Source organism: Pseudomonas sp. HMWF032 (assembly GCF_003060885.1).
Lineage (GTDB): Bacteria > Pseudomonadota > Gammaproteobacteria > Pseudomonadales > Pseudomonadaceae > Aquipseudomonas.
In genome coordinates, this window is sequence record NZ_QAIG01000006.1 from 148103 (window position 1) to 165759 (window position 17657).

The 17657-nt window shown below is 59.9% G+C and carries 18 protein-coding genes, 1 pseudogene and 1 riboswitch; of the genes and pseudogenes, 4 read left to right on the forward strand and 15 right to left on the reverse strand.

Annotation, left to right across the window (positions count from 1 at the left end; genetic code table 11):
• The 10 genes and pseudogenes from bluB to ttcA all read right to left on the reverse strand — a co-directional run.
• A pseudogene (gene bluB / locus DBR00_RS10555) lies at positions 1-583 on the reverse strand (5,6-dimethylbenzimidazole synthase); the annotation flags it as partial.
• Positions 580-1887 (reverse strand): cobyrinate a,c-diamide synthase, encoded by a 1308-nt coding sequence (locus DBR00_RS10560; protein ID WP_177479968.1) that lies wholly within the window; start codon positions 1885-1887, stop codon positions 580-582. The pseudogene bluB and the gene DBR00_RS10560, both read right to left, overlap by 4 nt.
• A complete protein-coding gene (gene cobO / locus DBR00_RS10565; RefSeq protein WP_090253090.1) occupies positions 1884-2495 on the reverse strand; it encodes a cob(I)yrinic acid a,c-diamide adenosyltransferase in 612 nt (203 codons plus the stop codon). The genes DBR00_RS10560 and cobO overlap by 4 nt, the downstream gene beginning before the upstream one ends.
• A 109-nt stretch (positions 2496-2604) precedes the next feature.
• Positions 2605-2830, reverse strand: a riboswitch (cobalamin riboswitch).
• 71 nt (positions 2831-2901) lie between these two features.
• Positions 2902-3222, reverse strand: a complete 321-nt coding sequence (locus DBR00_RS10570) for a hypothetical protein (protein WP_108487505.1) — start codon at positions 3220-3222, stop codon at positions 2902-2904.
• 6 nt (positions 3223-3228) lie between these two features.
• Complete coding sequence (locus DBR00_RS10575) at positions 3229-3891, reverse strand: O-methyltransferase (protein WP_108487506.1); 663 nt, start codon at positions 3889-3891, stop codon at positions 3229-3231.
• A 27-nt stretch (positions 3892-3918) separates the two neighbouring features.
• Complete coding sequence (locus DBR00_RS10580) at positions 3919-4443, reverse strand: C40 family peptidase (RefSeq protein ID WP_108487507.1); 525 nt, start codon at positions 4441-4443, stop codon at positions 3919-3921.
• Positions 4444-4600: 157 nt separating this feature from the next.
• A complete protein-coding gene (locus DBR00_RS10585) occupies positions 4601-5215 on the reverse strand; it encodes a C40 family peptidase (RefSeq protein ID WP_108487549.1) in 615 nt (204 codons plus the stop codon).
• A gap of 76 nt (positions 5216-5291) precedes the next feature.
• Positions 5292-6056 (reverse strand): NAD-dependent deacylase, encoded by a 765-nt coding sequence (locus DBR00_RS10590; protein ID WP_371920648.1) that lies wholly within the window; start codon positions 6054-6056, stop codon positions 5292-5294.
• Between the two features lie 86 nt (positions 6057-6142).
• On the reverse strand, positions 6143-6814 hold the full coding sequence (locus tag DBR00_RS10595; protein WP_108487509.1) for a DNA-3-methyladenine glycosylase I: 672 nt from the start codon (positions 6812-6814) through the stop codon (positions 6143-6145).
• Between the two features lie 31 nt (positions 6815-6845).
• Entirely contained in the window at positions 6846-7670 is an 825-nt protein-coding gene (gene ttcA, locus DBR00_RS10600) for a tRNA 2-thiocytidine(32) synthetase TtcA (RefSeq protein WP_108487510.1), read from the reverse strand.
• 97 nt (positions 7671-7767) lie between these two features.
• On the opposite strand from ttcA, the gene DBR00_RS10605 reads away from it, so the two are divergent.
• The 3 genes from DBR00_RS10605 (at position 7768) to DBR00_RS10615 (ending at position 9737) form a co-directional block, all read left to right on the forward strand.
• Positions 7768-8370, forward strand: coding sequence for a DNA-J related domain-containing protein (locus tag DBR00_RS10605; RefSeq protein WP_108487511.1), 603 nt, complete (start codon positions 7768-7770; stop codon positions 8368-8370).
• A gap of 158 nt (positions 8371-8528) precedes the next feature.
• Positions 8529-9128, forward strand: coding sequence for a Yip1 family protein (locus DBR00_RS10610; protein WP_108487512.1), 600 nt, complete (start codon positions 8529-8531; stop codon positions 9126-9128).
• Positions 9129-9242: 114 nt separating this feature from the next.
• Positions 9243-9737, forward strand: coding sequence for a SprT family zinc-dependent metalloprotease (locus DBR00_RS10615; protein WP_108487514.1), 495 nt, complete (start codon positions 9243-9245; stop codon positions 9735-9737).
• Positions 9738-9749: 12 nt separating this feature from the next.
• Here DBR00_RS10615 and DBR00_RS10620 read toward each other — a convergent pair whose 3' ends face one another.
• The 5 genes from DBR00_RS10620 to DBR00_RS10640 all read right to left on the reverse strand — a co-directional run bounded on the left by DBR00_RS10620 (position 9750) and on the right by DBR00_RS10640 (position 16161).
• Complete coding sequence (locus DBR00_RS10620; protein WP_108487515.1) at positions 9750-10367, reverse strand: hemolysin III family protein; 618 nt, start codon at positions 10365-10367, stop codon at positions 9750-9752.
• Positions 10368-10497: 130 nt separating this feature from the next.
• Entirely contained in the window at positions 10498-11679 is a 1182-nt protein-coding gene (locus DBR00_RS10625; RefSeq protein WP_108487517.1) for a CaiB/BaiF CoA-transferase family protein, read from the reverse strand.
• 90 nt (positions 11680-11769) lie between these two features.
• A complete protein-coding gene (locus tag DBR00_RS10630) occupies positions 11770-13407 on the reverse strand; it encodes an AMP-binding protein (RefSeq protein WP_108487519.1) in 1638 nt (545 codons plus the stop codon).
• Positions 13408-13517: 110 nt separating this feature from the next.
• Positions 13518-14657, reverse strand: coding sequence for an acyl-CoA dehydrogenase family protein (locus DBR00_RS10635; RefSeq protein WP_108487521.1), 1140 nt, complete (start codon positions 14655-14657; stop codon positions 13518-13520).
• A gap of 181 nt (positions 14658-14838) precedes the next feature.
• On the reverse strand, positions 14839-16161 hold the full coding sequence (locus DBR00_RS10640) for a dicarboxylate/amino acid:cation symporter (RefSeq protein ID WP_108487522.1): 1323 nt from the start codon (positions 16159-16161) through the stop codon (positions 14839-14841).
• Between the two features lie 367 nt (positions 16162-16528).
• Between DBR00_RS10640 and DBR00_RS10645 the strand changes: the two genes are divergently transcribed.
• Positions 16529-17527, forward strand: a complete 999-nt coding sequence (locus DBR00_RS10645; protein ID WP_108487524.1) for an AraC family transcriptional regulator — start codon at positions 16529-16531, stop codon at positions 17525-17527.
• Positions 17528-17657 lie beyond the last annotated feature (130 nt).

Genomic DNA, 17657 nt, shown 5'->3' on the forward strand with positions numbered 1-17657 from the left:
GCTGCACCAGCATCGGTGCCTCATAAAATTCCGTCACCGGTCCCAGGCACAGCACCGCCAATGGCTTGCTGCCGGTCGGCATGCCGAGCAGATCCGCCAGGGCCTGGGGCTCGAACAGCGACACCCAGCCCATGCCCAAACCCTCTGCACGGGCCGCCAGCCAGAGGTTCTGAATCGCGCAGGCCAGGGATGCCAGGTCCATCTCCGGCAAGGTGCGGCGGCCAAACACATGGGCCTCACGGCCCTCCATCAGGGCCACCACCAACAGCTCGGCACAGTCGCGAATACCCTCGACTTTCAGCCGCATAAATTCATCACTGCGCTCGCGCAACGCCTCGGCAGTGCGCGTGCGCTCCTCCTCTACCAGGCCGTGGATCGCTTCGCGCAAGGCCGGACGGGTGATGCGAATAAATCGCCAGGGCTGCATCAAGCCCACGCTGGGCGCCTGATGCGCGGCTTCGAGCAAGCGCGCGAGCAACTCGGGAGCCACCTCGCCACCGCTGAAATGGCGCATATCGCGGCGCTCAGCGATGACGCGGTACACCGCCGCGCGCTCCTCAGGGCTGAAGGCCTGCTCGCTCATGCCGGCGCACCAGGACAAAACAGCGCAGCAGCGGCAACCGGGTCGGACGGCAGATAGAAGTGAATATAGGAGGCAGTCATCCGCCCCTGGCGATAGACCGCTTCACGGGTGCGCTTGTAGTTCGGGCACTCACCACGGGTCAGTGGTTGTAGTTCGCTGCTGAGCGCCGAGTAGTGAAAACTGTGGCCGCGCAGCAGCCCTTCTGGTAGCTCCGCCTGCTGCAGAGCCATGGCGGTCATGCGTGGTTGCAGGGTCGCCTCGCCGTTTAACAAACCGAGCATCTGCCCGCTGGCGCCCTGCTTGTCGGTCAGTTTGTCGAGTAGATAGAGCATGCCGCCGCACTCGGCGTGTATCGGTTTGCCTGCCTCGTGGTGAGCGCGGATTGCCTCGGCCATGGGCTGGTTGGCTTCAAGTGCGGCCAGGTGCAGCTCCGGGTAGCCACCAGGCAGGTACAGGCTGTCGATATCCGGTAACTGCTCATCTGTGAGCGGCGAAAAAAACTTCAATTCAGCGCCCAGTTCGCTCAGCAAATCGAGGTTGGCCTGGTAGAGAAAGGCAAAGGCACTGTCGCGCGCTACGCCAATGCGCACCCCTTTGAGCAAGGGTTCAATACCGCAAGACTCAGGCGCGGCGAAGCTGACTGGCGGCGGCAGACTGGTATCGGCACTGGCAGCCAAAGCATCGGCGGCGGCGTCCAGACGGGCATCCAGGTCGAGCAGTTCGCCCGCCTGAACCAGGCCGAGATGGCGGCTCGGTAAACCGACCTCGGCGCTGCGTGGTAATGCGCCGTACCAGCGGATCGAGGCCGGCAGCGCATCACGCAGGATATCGCCATGCCGCACACTGCCAACCCGGTTACCGAGCACGCCAGAAAACGGCAGATCCGCTTGGAAGGTCGCCAGGCCATGGGCCATGGCGCCGAAGGTCTGCGCCATGGCCGAACCGTCGATCACCGCCAGCACCGGCACACCAAAGTGCCGGGCCAGGTCGGCCGCCGAAGGCGTGCCATCGAACAGGCCCATCACCCCTTCAATCAGAATCAGGTCGGCCTCACCCGCCGCCTCCCAGAGCAGACGACGGCTCTCGGCCTCGCCAACCATCCACAGGTCGAGCTGATACACCGGCGCACCGCTGGCGCGGGCAAGAATCATCGGGTCGAGAAAGTCCGGGCCGCATTTGAACACCCGCACGCGCTTGCCCTGGCGTGCATGCAAACGCGCCAAGGCAGCGGTCACTGTGGTCTTACCCTGGCCGGAGGCCGGTGCAGCGATCAATAACGCGGGGCAAGAGCGGGCGCGGATCAAAATTCGACTCCCTTTTGCGCCTTAACCCCGGCCTTGAACGCATGCTTGACCAGGCTCATCTCGGTCACGGTATCCGCAGCCTCGATCATCCCCGGCAACGCGCCGCGACCGGTTACCACCACATGCTGCAGCAGCGGCCGCGCTTCAATGTCGGCGAGCACCGCGTCGAGTTCCAGATATCCGTATTTCAGGGCGATATTCAGCTCGTCGAGCACCACCAGGCCAATGGCCGGATCATTCAGCAGCTGCGCCGCCACCGTCCAGGCTTCGCGCGCCTTGTCGATATCACGCTGGCGATCCTGGGTCTCCCAGGTAAAGCCTTCGCCCATCACGTGGTAGCTGACTTCATCGGGAAAACGGCGAAAGAAGGCTTCTTCGCCAGTGCTGGCTGCACCCTTGATAAACTGCACCACGCCCACCTTGAGGCCGTGGCCCAGGGCGCGAGCAACCATGCCGAAGGCGCTGCTGCTCTTGCCCTTGCCATTGCCGCTGTGCACCAGCAGCAGGCCGTACTCATCCTGGGCCTGGGCAATCTTTTCATCGATAAGGGCTTTTTTGCGGGCCATGCGCGCCTTGTGCCGGGCGTCCCGTTCAATCGATTCAGTCATCGCACTGCTCCACCGCCACAGGGCGATCTGGCTGGAAAAAGCATGCGGGGATAGGGAAAGCGCGGGCCTGCGCACAGCGCACACCACACGCCAGCCATCGCCCTCCGCGATGCCGTGGACTGCAGCAGGCCGGTCTCCGGGCTTGTGAGCGAGCCGAATGGCTCACGACCGCACCTTCCCATGCATCACGCACAGTGGCTCTTGCGGCGTTTGACTCACTTACCGTTGCGGGGGCAGCGTCGGAATAGCGGGCGTTCACACGCACAGCGCACCGACTTCCCTGTTTCACCCCGCACACGCAATGCGTTGGGGGCACCTGCTACAAGGCGCGAAGGTTAGAGAGTTCATGATTAAGCGTCAAACGAATGCGCCGCCCATTGCGTCACGTGTACACAAACAGCGCAGCTCAGTGCCTCGGCATAAAGCCCGCAGGCTTGTTCGCCAGCCATTCGACAAAGGTTCGCAAACGCTCATCGCTGAGCAAGCTGTCGCGGTTGTTGTAAGTCAACGCCAGCTCCTTTTCGCTGAACAGCCGGTGAATCTGGTTGTGGCAGGCGCGGCAGACCCAAAGCGTGGCGCTGATGCGCTCACTTTTACCGAAGCGTTTCTGCACATAAACCTTGTTGTGCAGCGCCTTGGGGATCAGATGGTGACGCGTCAACGTGGCAGCGCGGGTGCAGAGCTCGCAGGCATCAGGTTGTTCGGGCAGACGAATCGGTTCAGGCATACGGGTTCAGCGTTTACGGCAAAGACTCAGGCCGTCGCCCAACGGCAACAGGGAGAGGTCGAGGCGCGGATCATCGCGCAGCGCCAGGTTGAGCGCCTGAATGGCTCGGGTGTCGGCGCTTTCGGGGTTTTCCTCAAGCACACGCCCGCTCCACAGGGTGTTATCGAACAGGATCAGCCCGCCCTGGCGCACCAGACGCAGGGCATGTTCCAGATAGGTTGGGTAATTGACCTTGTCGGCGTCGATAAACAGCAGGTCAATACTGCCAGCCAGACCTTCAGCCTCCAGTGCTGCGAGGGTTTGTAAGGCCGGAGCCAGGCGCAGCTTGATACGCGAGCTTAGCCCGGCCTCAAGCCAGTAACGCTCGGCCGTGGCGTTGTACTCGCCGGGGATATCACAGCAGATCAACCAGCCATCCTCGGGCATGGCCTGGGCCATGCAGATGGCGCTATAGCCGGTAAAGGTGCCGACCTCAACAATCCGCCGCGCCCCAGTCAGCTGTACCAGCAAGGCCATGAACTGTCCCTGCTCGGGGGCAATCTGCCAGCGAGCAGTACTGAACTGTGCGGTTTCCTCACGCAGGCGCTTGAGCAGCGGTGTTTCACGCAGCGAGACATCCAGCAGGTATTGGTACAGGCCGGTATCGAGATTGAGTGTTTGATTAGTCATGCCTACTCCCTCTGCAAACCAAGGCTGTTAGGGGTTGCGCGCCAGTTCCGGGGAGAACACGCGCTTGGCATTTAGATAAGTGCGCTGCCAATACGAATTGCTCAGGCTATCCAGGCGCACAGTGCCGCCGCTGGAAGGTGCATGAACAAAACGGCCATCGCCGACGTAGATGCCAGCATGGCTGACCTGGCTGCCGCCATTGGTGGCAAAGAACACCAGATCACCGCTTTGCAGGCGGTCGCGGCCGACAGCCGGGACGCGCATGCTGATCAGATCACGGGTCGAGCGCGGCAAGCTGATGCCCGCGGCATCGCGGTAGACATAACCAATCAGACCACTGCAGTCGAAGCCACCATCCGGAGTGTTGCCGCCGTAGCGATATGGCGTACCGACCAAGCCCAGGGCGCGAAACAACACGTCATCAGCATTGCCGTTAAAGTTGCTGTTGGGTGTTTGCATAACGGGTGGCGGGATTGGAGCAGGTGCACGACTGGAGCAGGCGCTGAGCAGCGCGACGACGACCAGCAGGCTGAAACGGGCAATAGCGGTCATGGATAAGGCGATCCTGAGCCGGGATGCGCCCTACTCTGCCGGCTTGCACATCGTAGTGCAAGCTTTAGCTTTACTTGGCAGGTTATTGAAAACTATCGAGATGCATCAGATGAGCAAACCTGAGAAGCGACTGCACATTGGACAGTCGTCCACAGGCTCAGGGGTGACGCACCAGGTTATCGCCGGGTGCCATGGCCAATGCACGCTTGGCCTCGATGAAAGTGCGCTTCCAATAACGGTCTTCCAGGCTGTCGACCCGCACACCGCCGCTGCGGCTGCTGCTGGAGTGGATGAACTGGTTGTCACCCATGTAGATGCCGGCATGACTGACGCGATTTCGCCCACTGGTACTGAAGAACAGCAGATCGCCCGGTTTCAACTCGTCACGTGATACCAGCGGAGCATCAATATTGATCATGTCCCGCGAAGAGCGCGGCAACTGCATGCCCGCTTCTTCTTTGAACAAATAACCAATAAAACCGCTGCAGTCGAAACCGGAACTGACCGAGACACCACCAAAGCGATAACGCGTCCCTACTAGTGACAGACCATGGGACAGGATGCTGTCAGCCAGCTGTGGCAGTTTGTAGGATTTTTCTTCGGTGAAATCGCCGAGAGCGGCTTCTTTGGCTTGTTCATCAAAGCCGGCCAGATCTGTTGAAGAGAAGACTTCGGGCTCACTACTCAATACGGATTGAGGTGCGTGGTTGGCACAAGCGGCCAGAACCATGGAAAGTGCGAGAGGCACGAGGGGTGCGAGGCGTTTGAGCATGGGCACGACCGTGTCGATGAATTTCACAAGTAAACGACTATGCCCTCTATGGCATACATTTGCAAATTCTATGGATCTAAATGTGACTCAGAAGTGCCGGCAAAACATCTAACGCCCGCCCTTGTAGATGCACGTCCACCCGCTCGCTCAAGTCGGTGCGCTGCGGGTTGATCTCCACGGTGAAGCCGCCCGCCTGGCGGGTGCGCAGCAGCGGCTCGACGATATACGGAAAGCTCGCGCTGGTGCCGATACTGATCACCACTTCAAAGCCTTTGCGCACTTCGGCATAGAGTGTGGTGATGGCCTGCTCAGGCAGCATTTCTTCGAACAACACCACCGGCGGACGCAGCACCCCGGCGCATTGCCGGCATTTGGGTGGCAGCGGCCGTTCAAGGTGCTCCGCCAGTTCGGCGTCGACAGCGCCGCAGGACTGGCAATACAGCGGCGCCAGCTCACCATGAATCTCGATAACCCGCTCCATCGGGCTACCTGCAGCGCGGTGGTAGCCGTCGATATTTTGGGTCAACAACCAGCACTGCGGTTTTCTGCGCTGCAGCTCGGCAATCGCGTGATGCCCTGCATTGGCTTGCGCGCCCAGGCAGGCCCTGCCCAGCTCCGCCAGGTATTTCCAGCACAACGCAGGATCACGCTGCAGCATCGAACCGGAGAGTGCCGCCTCAATCGGCAAACCTTCCGCTGTGTGGCCGTTATACAGACCGCCGAGGCCGCGATAGGTGGGCAAACCGGAATCGGCAGACAGCCCGGCACCGGTAATCAGCAAGATGCGATCAGCCGCTACGACTGCCTGGGCAACGCGGGCAATAACCTCGTCCATCTCGATCCCTCATGCATAGACAGCGCTCTTTTCGTCCCCTGCAACAGCGCCATGGCGGATGGAAACGCCTCATCCACCCTACACCTATCTGTTCAGTGATTGACCGTATGTGCCAGCATTACCGACAGCTGACACAACGGCCGCCCGCTTTGAGCCTGCCACTGGTTGAACGCAGCCTGCACTGCAGCCAGCTCTTTCAAGCTGGTCGGTGCCTTGTCGATGATCTGCTGCGCCTTCAGCGCTGCGACCACATCATCGGTCGGGACGAAGGTGTCCTTGCCGACCATGCGCAAAAAACGCGGTGCTGACAGCCCGCCCAACTGACAACCGTGCTTGGCCAGGTACTTCCACAACCCGACCACATCGCTCACCGGCCAGTCGGCGATCAGCGCACCAAAACTGCCCTTATCTTTTTGCACATCAAGAATAAACTGGGCGTTGCGCGGCACACTCTTGAGCTTGCCCAGGTGGCGAATGATGCGCGCGTCCTGCATCAGGTTTTCCAGGCGCTCAGCGCCCATCAGCACGACTTTCTCCGGGTCGAACCCGAAGAACACCTGCTCGAAGGCCGGCCATTTGGCGTCCACCAGACTGTGCTTGAGGCCAGCGCGGAAGATCCGCAGGCTGAGCACCGACAGGTAGCGATCATCAGTGATCGCACGCAACTCCTCGACGCTGCGCGGCTGCGGCAGGATCGACTCCAGCGCAGCGGCCGAGCCAAAGCGGTTCAGGCAGTATTCGTTAAGCCATTTGTAATCGCGCATCAAGCAATCCTTGAGCCGGGAAACCGCTGGATCAGAGGTTCATCACATCGAGGAAGCGCGGCGTGGCACTGTCGTCGATCTTCAGGCTCTTAAAGTCGAACAGGTTGCGGTCAGCCAGCTGCGAGGGCACCACGTTCTGCAGGGCGCGGAACATGATCTCGGTGCGCCCCGGCGACTTGCGCTCCCAGTCCTGCAGCATTTCCTTGACCACCTGGCGCTGCAGGTTTTCCTGGGAACCACACAGGTTGCACGGAATGATCGGGAATTCCTTGAGCTGGCTGTAAGCCTCGATGTCGCTCTCGCTGCAGTAGGCCAGCGGCCGAATCACCACGTTGCGGCCGTCATCGGCGCGCAACTTGGGCGGCATGGCCTTCAACGTACCGCCATAAAACATATTGAGGAAGAAGGTTTCCAGGATGTCGTCTCGGTGATGCCCCAAGGCCATCTTGGTCGCGCCGATCTCATCGGCAAAGGTGTACAGGGTGCCGCGACGCAGGCGTGAACACAGCGAACAGGTGGTTTTGCCTTCCGGAATTTTCTCCTTGACCACCGAGTAGGTGTCCTTCTCGACGATGTGGTACGGCACGCTGATGGACTCCAGATAGGCCGGCAGCACGTGCTCAGGAAAACCCGGCTGCTTCTGGTCCATGTTCACCGCAACAATCTCGAACTTGATTGGCGCGACTTTTTGCAGGTGCAGCAGCACATCGAGCATGGTGTAGCTGTCCTTGCCGCCGGACAGGCAGACCATGACCTTGTCGCCATCCTCGATCATGTTGAAGTCGGCAATGGCTTCGCCAGCCTGACGACGCAGGCGTTTTTGCAGTTTGTTCTGGTTGACCGAGAGGGTACCCATGGTGCGCTGGAATCCGGAAGTCGTTGAGGATGCGGCATTTTACGCAGAAAGCGTGACGCGCCCTACCCCACCGTGACGGAAATGCTAGGCTCGGCCGATGAACGACGATTTCGACACCAGCTTCGAGCTGCCCGAACAACTGCATGAGCTGCTGCGCACGGCCCCTGGCGGACTGGGCGAGTACCAGTTGATCCAACTGCTGAAAGCCCGCCAGTGCACGCATATCCCTAACCAGCCCCTGACGGACAAATTGGTGCTGTTTCGCACTCATTTTCTCCTGTTCAACGCCCTCTATCGCCTGCGCGACCAGCTCTTGGCCAGCCAGAGCGGCTACCTGCAGATCAGTGCGCTGAAGATCCAGCTGCTGCCCTATCAGCCCGGCAGCTGCGAACTGAGCGAACACGACCCGCTGCGCGACTATTACCTCAATCTTAGCCAGCTCAACGACACCGATGAACAGGATGTGGCCAACCTGCTGCTGAGCTTCTGGACGCGCATGCACGGCAGCGAAGAGAAACAGGCGGCACTGGAGCTGTTCGAGCTCGAAGGCCGCGAGCAGACGCTCAATCTCGCCACAATCAAACACCGCTACCGGCAACTGGTGAGTCAGCATCACCCGGATCGCGGCGGCAGCACAGCGCGCCTGCAGTCGATCAACAAGGCCATGGAAATCCTAGAACGCTATTACGGCCGCACTTGAGAGCACGATTTGCTCTAACCCAACCCCTTTGCCAATGCTTTTGGCTGCCTATACTGCGACATACGGTCGCACAGGTTTGGTACAGCACCTGACACCGCTGCACATGCGGCTCAGGCGTTCTACTGGGGGACGGCCGCTATAACAACAGGAGGTCTGACATGATCCATCATGTTTTGGGGCTGTTTACCCATCCCGATCAGGAATGGCAGGAAATTCGTGGCGAAGAAGAAACCATCAGCCACATGTACCTCACGCACATCCTGGTTCTCGCGGCCATACCCACCGTCTCTGCCTATATCGGCACCACCCAGGTTGGCTGGGCCATTGGTGATCGAGCACCGGTGATGCTGACCGAAGCGAGCGCGCTGCAAATGACCATCATGACTTACCTGGCGATGCTGGCTGGCGTAGCCGTGATGGGGGGGTTTATCCACTGGATGGCACGTACCTACGATGCCAGCCCTAACCTCACACAATGCGTGGTCTTCGCGGCCTACACCGCCACCCCCTTGTTTATCGGTGGATTGGCAGCGCTTTACCCGCACCTCTGGTTGGCCATGGTAGTGGGCACGGCGGCCATCTGTTACACGGTGTACCTGCTGTATGTCGGCATACCGACCTTTATGGGCATCCCCGAGGATGAAGGCTTTATGTTCTCCAGCTCGGTGCTGGCTGTAGGCCTGGTGGTGCTGGTGGCGATGATTGCCGCCTCGGTAATTCTCTGGGGCTTTGGAGTAGGACCGGTCTACACCAGCTAATACAACAGCTAATGACACAAGACGAAACCACCCGCGGGTGGTTTCGTCGTTTCAGGGCTGTGATCGCTGCGCGGCTTGGGCATAATCGCTGCCCCAGCCGCGATAGCCGCACTTATGCCCGAACACCTCCTAAACCGCGTAGAACACTGCTACCAACAGGCTGAAGCCTTTTTCAAGCGCCCCTTTGCCCGCGCCGAGATCAGCTTCAAGCTGCGTGGACAAAAGGCCGGCGTTGCGCACCTGACGGAAAACAAGCTGCGCTTCAACCCGCAGCTGTACCGGGAGAACCGCGAAGATTTTCTCAGGCAGACCGTTCCCCATGAAGTGGCACACCTGATCGCCCATCAGCTGTTCGGACTGAAGATTCAACCCCACGGCGAGGAATGGCAACTGATCATGCGCGGCGTGTATGAACTGCCGCCCAACCGCTGCCACAGTTATGCGGTACAGCGGCGCACGGTCAGCCGCTATATCTACCGTTGCCGTTGCCCGCAGGGGGAGTTCCCGTTTTCCGCCCAGCGCCATGCCCTGGTCAGCAAGGGCCGGCGCTACTACTGCAGACGTTGCAAGGTGACCTTGAGCTATACCGGCGAACAGCGCGTCGAATAACCCACTGGGCAATCAAAGAACGTAACGCTGCACCGCGACAAAGTGCATCAGACTGCCGCCCATGACGAACAGATGCCAGATGCCATGCCAGTGACGAAAGCGGCTGTCATAGGCGAAAAAGACGATCCCTACCGTGTACAGCACCCCGCCGCCGGCCAGCCAGATAAACCCCTCCATACCCAACGCAGCAATCAGCGGCTTGACCGCGATCAGCACAATCCAGCCCATCACCGCGTAGATCACAATCGACAGCACCCGCGCCTCAGAACGCGGCTTGATCTCCTGCAGCATGCCAATGACTGCTAGCACCCAGACAATGCCAAACAGCGTCCAGCCCCAGGCACCTTCGAGGGTCACCAGGCAGAACGGCGTATAGCTGCCGGCAATCAACAGATAGATCGACAGGTGATCGAGCTTGCGCATCAGCACTTTCGCCCGGCCCTGCACACTGTGGTAGAGCGTGGATATGCTGTAGAGCAGCACCAGCGTCAGACCATAGATTGCCACGCTGATGATCTTGCGCAACTCGCCATCCAGGCTCGCCAGCACTAATAGCCACACCGCCCCGGCGCAGGCCAGCACCGCGCCGAGCAGATGAGTCCAGGCATTGAAACGTTCGCCGTGATACATATTTCCGACCCCAATACACCCGTAGGCAAAATGCCCCAGGCTTATGCCGGAAAAATCAGCGTTTTACGAGCAACCTTTCAATCGGCACGAGCAAACCACACACCAGTCGACTTGAAACGTGTGCGCAAACTCAAACGACGACCTTGGCCGCCCTGAGCTGGTCAATCTGCTCAACGGTGTAGCCCAGCTCTCCCAGCACTTCGCTGGTGTGCGCACCCAAAGTGGCGCCGATATGTCGAGGTTCAGACAAGCCGCTGGAAAACTTGATCGGGCAGGCAATCTGCGCCTGCGGCTTATTGCCCGCACGCGGCACCTCGGTGACCAGACCGCGGGCCTTGATCTGCGGGTGCTCGACCGCCTCGCTGAGATTGAGCATCGGCTCCACGCAAGCGTCAAGCCCGGCGAACACCTGACTCCACTCGGCAAAGTCGCGTTTCTCGAACTCGATTTCGATCTCGTGCTTGAGCGCCTGCTGATCTTCCGGCTTCTGCGACAGCCCGCGCGCGGCCAGTTCAGGGCGGCCAATTGCGGCGCAGAACTGCTGCATGAATTGAGGCTCCAGACTGCCAACCGAGAACCAGCGAGCATCGCGGGTGCGGTAGTAATCGTAGAAACTACCGCCGTTCAGCGCCTGGGTTTCCATCGCCGGCTCCACCCCAGCTGCCAGATACCCTGCGCCGGCCATACCGTGCAGACTGAAGGCGCAGTCGGTCATGCTGATATCCACCTGCTGGCCCAGCCCCGTGGCCTGGCGTTGAATCACCGCCGCGAGCAGGCCGATCACCCCGTGCAGTGAACCACCTGCAATATCCGCCGCCTGAATCCCCAGCGGCAGCGGCCCGGCTTCACGGCGCCCGGTGTAGCTGGCGATACCGGCCAGGGCCAGGTAGTTGATATCGTGGCCGGCGCGGTCCTTGTACGGGCCGCTCTGGCCGTAACCGGTGATCGACACATAAATCAGTTTCGGGTTAATCGCTTTCAATGCCTCATAGCCTACGCCGAGCTTATCCATCACCCCGGGGCGGAACTGCTCCAGAACGATGTCGTATTCGGCTACCAGCTGTTTGACCATCTCCACCGCTTCAGGCTTTTTCAGGTCGAGGGCGATGCAGCGCTTGTTGCGGTTAAGGTAAGCATGACTGGCCGATACGCCGCCGTCATGCGGCGGCAGCACACGCACCAGATCCATACGGCTCGGCGATTCGACACGCAGTACTTCAGCCCCCATGTCAGCCAGCAATAAAGAGGCAAACGGCCCTGGCAACAGGGTGGAAAAATCCAGCACTTTCAATGACGACAGCGGGCCTTGCATAACAGCTCCTCAGGGAACTCAATCCCGTAGCCCGGATGCAATCCGGGGAATATCAACAAATTCCCGGATTGCATCCGGGCTACCCAGCGCTCACTGCCAATGCAGTGGCTGCCTGGCATCCAGTGCCGCCAGCTGATCGGCGAAGCGCGCTTCCAGTACGTTACGGCGAATCTTCATGGTCGGGGTCATGCAACCGTTGTCTACGGTCCAGGCTTCGCGCACCAGTACAAAGTGACTGACCCGTTCATGCGCCTGCAACTGCGCATTGAGCTGTTGCAAGGTCTGCTGCAAATCCGCCGTGATCTGCTCACGCGGTTGCTCACGCGCGGCGGGCGAGAGTTCAATCAACGCCAGCGGCTGGTCGAGATTACTGCCCATCAGGCACACCTGCTCAACCCACAGATTTTTGGCAATCTCGCCCTCAATCGGCGCCGGGGCGATGTACTTGCCCTTGCTGGTCTTGAAGATATCCTTCACCCTCCCGGTGATTTTCAGGTAACCGGTCGCGTCGACCTCGCCCTTATCGCCGGTGTGCAGCCAGCCGTCGGTGATGGTTTCTGCGGTTTTCTCCGGGTCCAGGTAATAGCCCAGCATCAGGCTCGGGCAACGCAGGAGAATTTCGCCATTCTCGGCGATACGCAGCTCATTACCCGGCATCGGTCGGCCCACCGTGCCAAAACGCACTTGCCCGGGACGATTGAAGCAACCATAGGCCAGGTGCTCGGTCATGCCGTAGCCCTCGCAGAGAGTCATGCCGATGCTTTGGTACCAGTCGAGCAACGCTCGTGGTATCGCCGCCGCACCACTGACCAGAATGCGTGCGCGGTCCAGCCCAAGCCCCTTGCGAATCTTGCGCGCCACAAGACCGCCGAGCAGCGGGATGCGTAGCAATCGCGCCAGCTTGGCCTGCGGCAGCTTTTCCAGCACACCCTGCTGAAAGCGCGTCCAAAGACGGGGCACGGAGAAGAACACCGTTGGCCGTACACGCTTGAGGTCGCTGGCAAAGGTTTCCAGGGATTCGACAAAGGCCACCCGAGCGCCACTGAACAGGCTGTTCATCTCCACCAGAAAGCGCTCGGCGGCATGCGACAGTGGCAGATAGGAGAAGAACTGATCCTGTTCGGTGATCTGCAGCTCCTTCACCGAACGCCCGCCGGCAACCGCAAAGGCCTTGGCCGAGAGCATTACGCCCTTGGGTTGGCCAGTCGTGCCGGAGGTATAAAGGATGCTCAGTAACTCATCCGGCGACTGTGCGTGGCCATCATGCAAGGGCTGATGCGCCGCCAGCAAGGCATGCCAGCCATGGTTGGCATCGATAGTCGGGTATGGCATGGCGATGCGCATTACCTCGGCCGGGATACCCGGCGCGAGCTTGGCCGGCTCATCCAGCTTGCCGAGGAAGATCACCTTGCACTGCGAATGACGCAGCACGTAGTCGATGCTCTCGGCCGATTGCAGCGGGTACAACGGCACGCTGATCAGCCCGGCGAGCATGATCGCCAGGTCGGCGATAAACCACTCGGCGCAGTTCTTCGCCAGCAGTGCTACGCGATCCCCCGGCACGCAACCCAGAGCGTGCAGAGCGCTGGCCATGCGCCGCGCCTGGTCATCGACCTGCGCCCAGGTAAAGTCATGCCATTGGCCGTTGGCCGGCTGGCTGAGCCAGACCGCATCCGGGCGTTTCTCGACCCAGAGCGCGAAACGCTCCAGGGGCAGTTGCTCGTTCATCGCATTCCCTCGTTTTTATTGTTTTCCAAGCATCACCCCTGATGCTCGGATTGCCTGTTGTAACAGACAACCACCACGCAGGGTCAAGATCGCCTGGCAGGGCCAGCGCCTTACAGTTTCATTCCGCGGCTGATGATCTCTTTCATAATTTCCGAGGTGCCGGCGAAGATGCGCTGAATGCGCGCGTTTGCGTACATCTTGCAGATCGGGTATTCCCACATGTAACCCCAACCACCATGCAGCTGCACGCCTTCATCGACCACCTTGCACAGCAGTTCAGTGGTAAACAGCTTGGCTTCGGCAGCCACTTCCGGGGTGAGTTTCTTCTGGTTATGGTCCATTACACAGCGATCGACGAACACCTGCGCCACATCGATTTGTGTGCGCATTTCCGCCAGTTTGAAGCGGGTGTTCTGGAAGTGTGACACCGGTCGGCCGAAGGCCTGACGCTCCTTCACATAATCGATAGTGGTCTGCAGCGCGGCTTCGGCACCAGCGACAGCGCCGCAGGCGTTGGTCAGACGCTCCTGGGCCAGCATGTTCATCAAATAGAAGAAGCCGCCCTTGGCGTCACCCAGCAGGTTGGCCTTGGGTACCTTGACGTTATTGAAGAACAGCTCAGCAGTGTCCTGGCTCTTCATGCCAAGTTTTTCCAGGTTTTTGCCGCGCTCGAAACCTTCCATCCCGCGCTCGACCAGGAACAGGCCCATGGCGTGCTTATTATTTGGATCGGTCTTGGCCGCGACGATCACCACATCGGCCAACAAACCGTTGGAGATAAACACCTTGGACCCGTTGAGCAGGTAGTGATCCCCCTGATCCACCGCGCTGGTACGCATGCCGGCCAGGTCGGAACCAGCGCTCGGTTCGGTCATTGCCACCGCGAGAATCAGCTCGCCGCGGATGATGCCCGGCATAAAGCGCGCCTTCTGCTCGGCATTGCCGTACTCGGCGATGTAGGGGCCGCAAAGTGCCGAATGCAGCGGAATCATGAAACCTGGCTCGTTAATCTTGGCCAGTTCTTCACACATGATCTGCTCATAGCGGAAGTCCTTGAGGCCCGAGCCGCCGTATTCCTCATCTGCCCAGGGCAGCAGAAAGCCCATGTCACCCGCCTTCTTCCACACTTCGCGGCTGACCACTCCCGCCGCTTCCCACTCATCCTGATAGGGCACCACTTCCTTTTTCAGAAAGGCGGCAAAAGCGTCGCGAAACATCGTGTGTTCGGTATCGAAAATAAGGCGCTGCATGCGAATGTGCTCCCTGGGGAATTGAAGTCGTGCTGCAGGTTAGGCCTCCCCCTGGCGCGCCTCAATGACCCATGCGCTCAGCCTGGATTGACCCATTCGGTCATCTCGCTGAAAGAGCGCCACGGTTTACAGGGCATAAAAAAGCCCGCCAAAAGGCGGGCTGAATTGCACCATAAAACTATCAGCTCAGTTCGGGCTTGGCCGTTACTGGCACAGGATTTTCCTTGCCACCGCTGGCCAGCTCGCGCTGTAGGGTGTCTTCGTCCAGCTCCTTGCACCACTTGGCGACCACGATAGTCGCCACGCCGTTACCAATCAGGTTGGTCAGCGCGCGAGCTTCGGACATGAAACGGTCGATCCCGAGAATCAGCGCCAAGCCGGCAACCGGCAGATGACCCACTGCCGACAGCGTGGCCGCCAGCACGATAAAGCCGCTACCGGTAACCCCCGCCGCCCCCTTGGACGCCACCAGCAACACCAGCAACAGGGTGATCTGATGGCCGATGTCCATCGGCGTATCGGTGGCCTGGGCGATAAACACCGCCGCCATGGTCAGGTAGATCGAGGTGCCGTCGAGGTTGAACGAGTAACCGGTCGGGATTACCAGGCCGACCACAGACTTCTTCGCGCCAAGCTTTTCCATTTTGTCGAGCATGCGCGGCAGCGCCGACTCGGACGACGAGGTGCCGAGCACGATCATCAGCTCTTCGCGGATGTACTTGATGAACTTGAGGATGCTGAAGCCATGGGCGCGGGCGATACCACCGAGCACCACCAGAATGAAAAACACGCAGGTGATATAGAAGCAGATCATCAGCTGGCCCAGCTGCACCAGCGACCCGACGCCGTACTGGCCGATAGTGAAGGCCATGGCGCCGAAGGCACCGATGGGCGCAAGCTTCATGATCATATTGATGATGCCGAACATCACTTGGGCGATACGCTCGATAAACTCCAGCACCGGGCGGCCGTAGTCACCCATGCGCTGCAGGGCGAAGGCGAAGATCACCGAGAAGAACAACACCTGAAGGATATCGCCATTGGCAAAGGCACCGACCACGGTGGCCGGGATCACATTAAGCAGAAAGCCGATTGTGCTCTGCTGCGCGCCTGCCTGGGCATAGGCGGCAATCTTGCTGGCATCCAGGGTGCTGGCATCGATGTGCATACCCACGCCCGGCTCCGCCAGATTGACCACAATCAATCCGATCAGCAGGGCAATGGTGGAGACGATTTCGAAATACAACAGCGCATAACCGCCGGTCTTACCGACTGTTTTCATGTCCTGCATGCCGGCGATGCCGCTGACCACGGTGCAGAAGATGATGGGCGCGATGACCATCTTGATCAGCTTGACGAAGCCGTCACCCAGGGGCTTGAGGGCAACACCGGTTTCCGGGTAGAAGTGGCCGAGCAAAATACCGATGGTGATGGCAACCAGCACCTGAACATAGAGCATTTTGTAGAACGGTTGACGGGCAACGTCGAGCGTCGTAGCGGTCATGGCAGAGTTCCTCAGCGGTGTTGCGGCGCATCATCCATCGACACCCGCAGCACCCTAATAAGCACTAACCCCCCTTGGCTGAGGGGACTTGTTGTAGGTGCGTCCAGCGCAGCCTTACATCGCCTATCGCAAGCCTTGTGCCATTTCTTTAAAACAATAAAAATCCTTATAAATCATATATATAAAAAATAAGCCCGGAAATCTTAGGCATGATCTGGCGGATTTCCGCACGCCCCATCCATCGCCGTTGGCGGATATCCCCCAACGGGTGGGTAGCGCACCTGTCGCGATCAAACCGAAGGGCCTGCTTGTTACACAGGCTGTCGCATGTCTACCATCGGCCCGCCTTCTTTAATGAGCGACCCCCATGCGCGAACGCACCATCGCCAGCCATTTTGTCCGTGCTGCCTTACGCGGCGCCGAACGCCAGGGCCACGACTGCACACCGCTGCTGCGCCAACTGGGGATTCAACCCGCCCTGCTCGATGAACCGCGCGCGCGAGTCGCCCCAGAGCAGTTCGCCCGCCTGGTGCAGCTGCTGTGGGAAAGCCTTGACGACGAATACCTGGGCTTTGGCCGCATGCGCAGTAAGCGCGGCACCTTCGCCATGATGTGTTACGCGATCATCCACTGCCATTCGCTGGAAAAAGCCCTGGGCCGCGGCGCGCTGTTCTACAGCCTGTTCCCCGCAGCCCCGGCCATCAGCATCCAGCGCGAAGGCGACTGGGCGCGGCTGAGTGTGGATGACTCGACCCTGTGGGACCCGGATCATTTCCTGGTGGAAAGCCTGTTGGTGATCTGGCATCGCCTTGGCAGCTGGCTGATTGGCCAACGCATCCGCCTGGAAGAAGCCACCTTTACCTACAGCCAACCGGCACATGCCAGCGAGTACGAACTGCTGTTCCCCAGCACCCGGCGCTTTGGTGCCGGGCGCACCAGCCTGCTGTTCCATGCCCGCTACCTGAGCATGCCGCTGCTGCAAGACGAACGCACGCTCAAGCAATTCCTCCAGCACTCTCCCGCCGACCTGCTGGCCCGCCCGGATGGCGGCGACAGCCTGATCAGCCAGATCCGCCGCCTGCTCGGCCGCGACTGCAGCAACTGGCCGGACTTAGATGCCGTCGCTCAGCAATTGCATATGAGCCCGCAAACTCTGCGTCGGCACTTACGTGAAGAGGGGTCGAGTTTTCAGGAGTTGAAGGATCATCTTCGCCGGGATTTGGCGATCTATCACCTGGGGCGCGATGAATTGACGATCCAGGATATTGCCGAGCAACTCGGTTTCTCGGAACCGTCGGCATTTCATCGTGCGTTCAAGAAATGGACAGGACTTACGCCAGGGGCATACCGGGCGCAGGAAGGCTAAGTCCAAGGGCCACGCAAAGATACGATCACTATCCCAGTGTCTGGCGAACGCCCGGCATGCACACCACCTGAGATGCCAGCAAAACAGTGTGGCGGCTGAACAATCAGGTGCCTGAGTCAAAAATGAATCA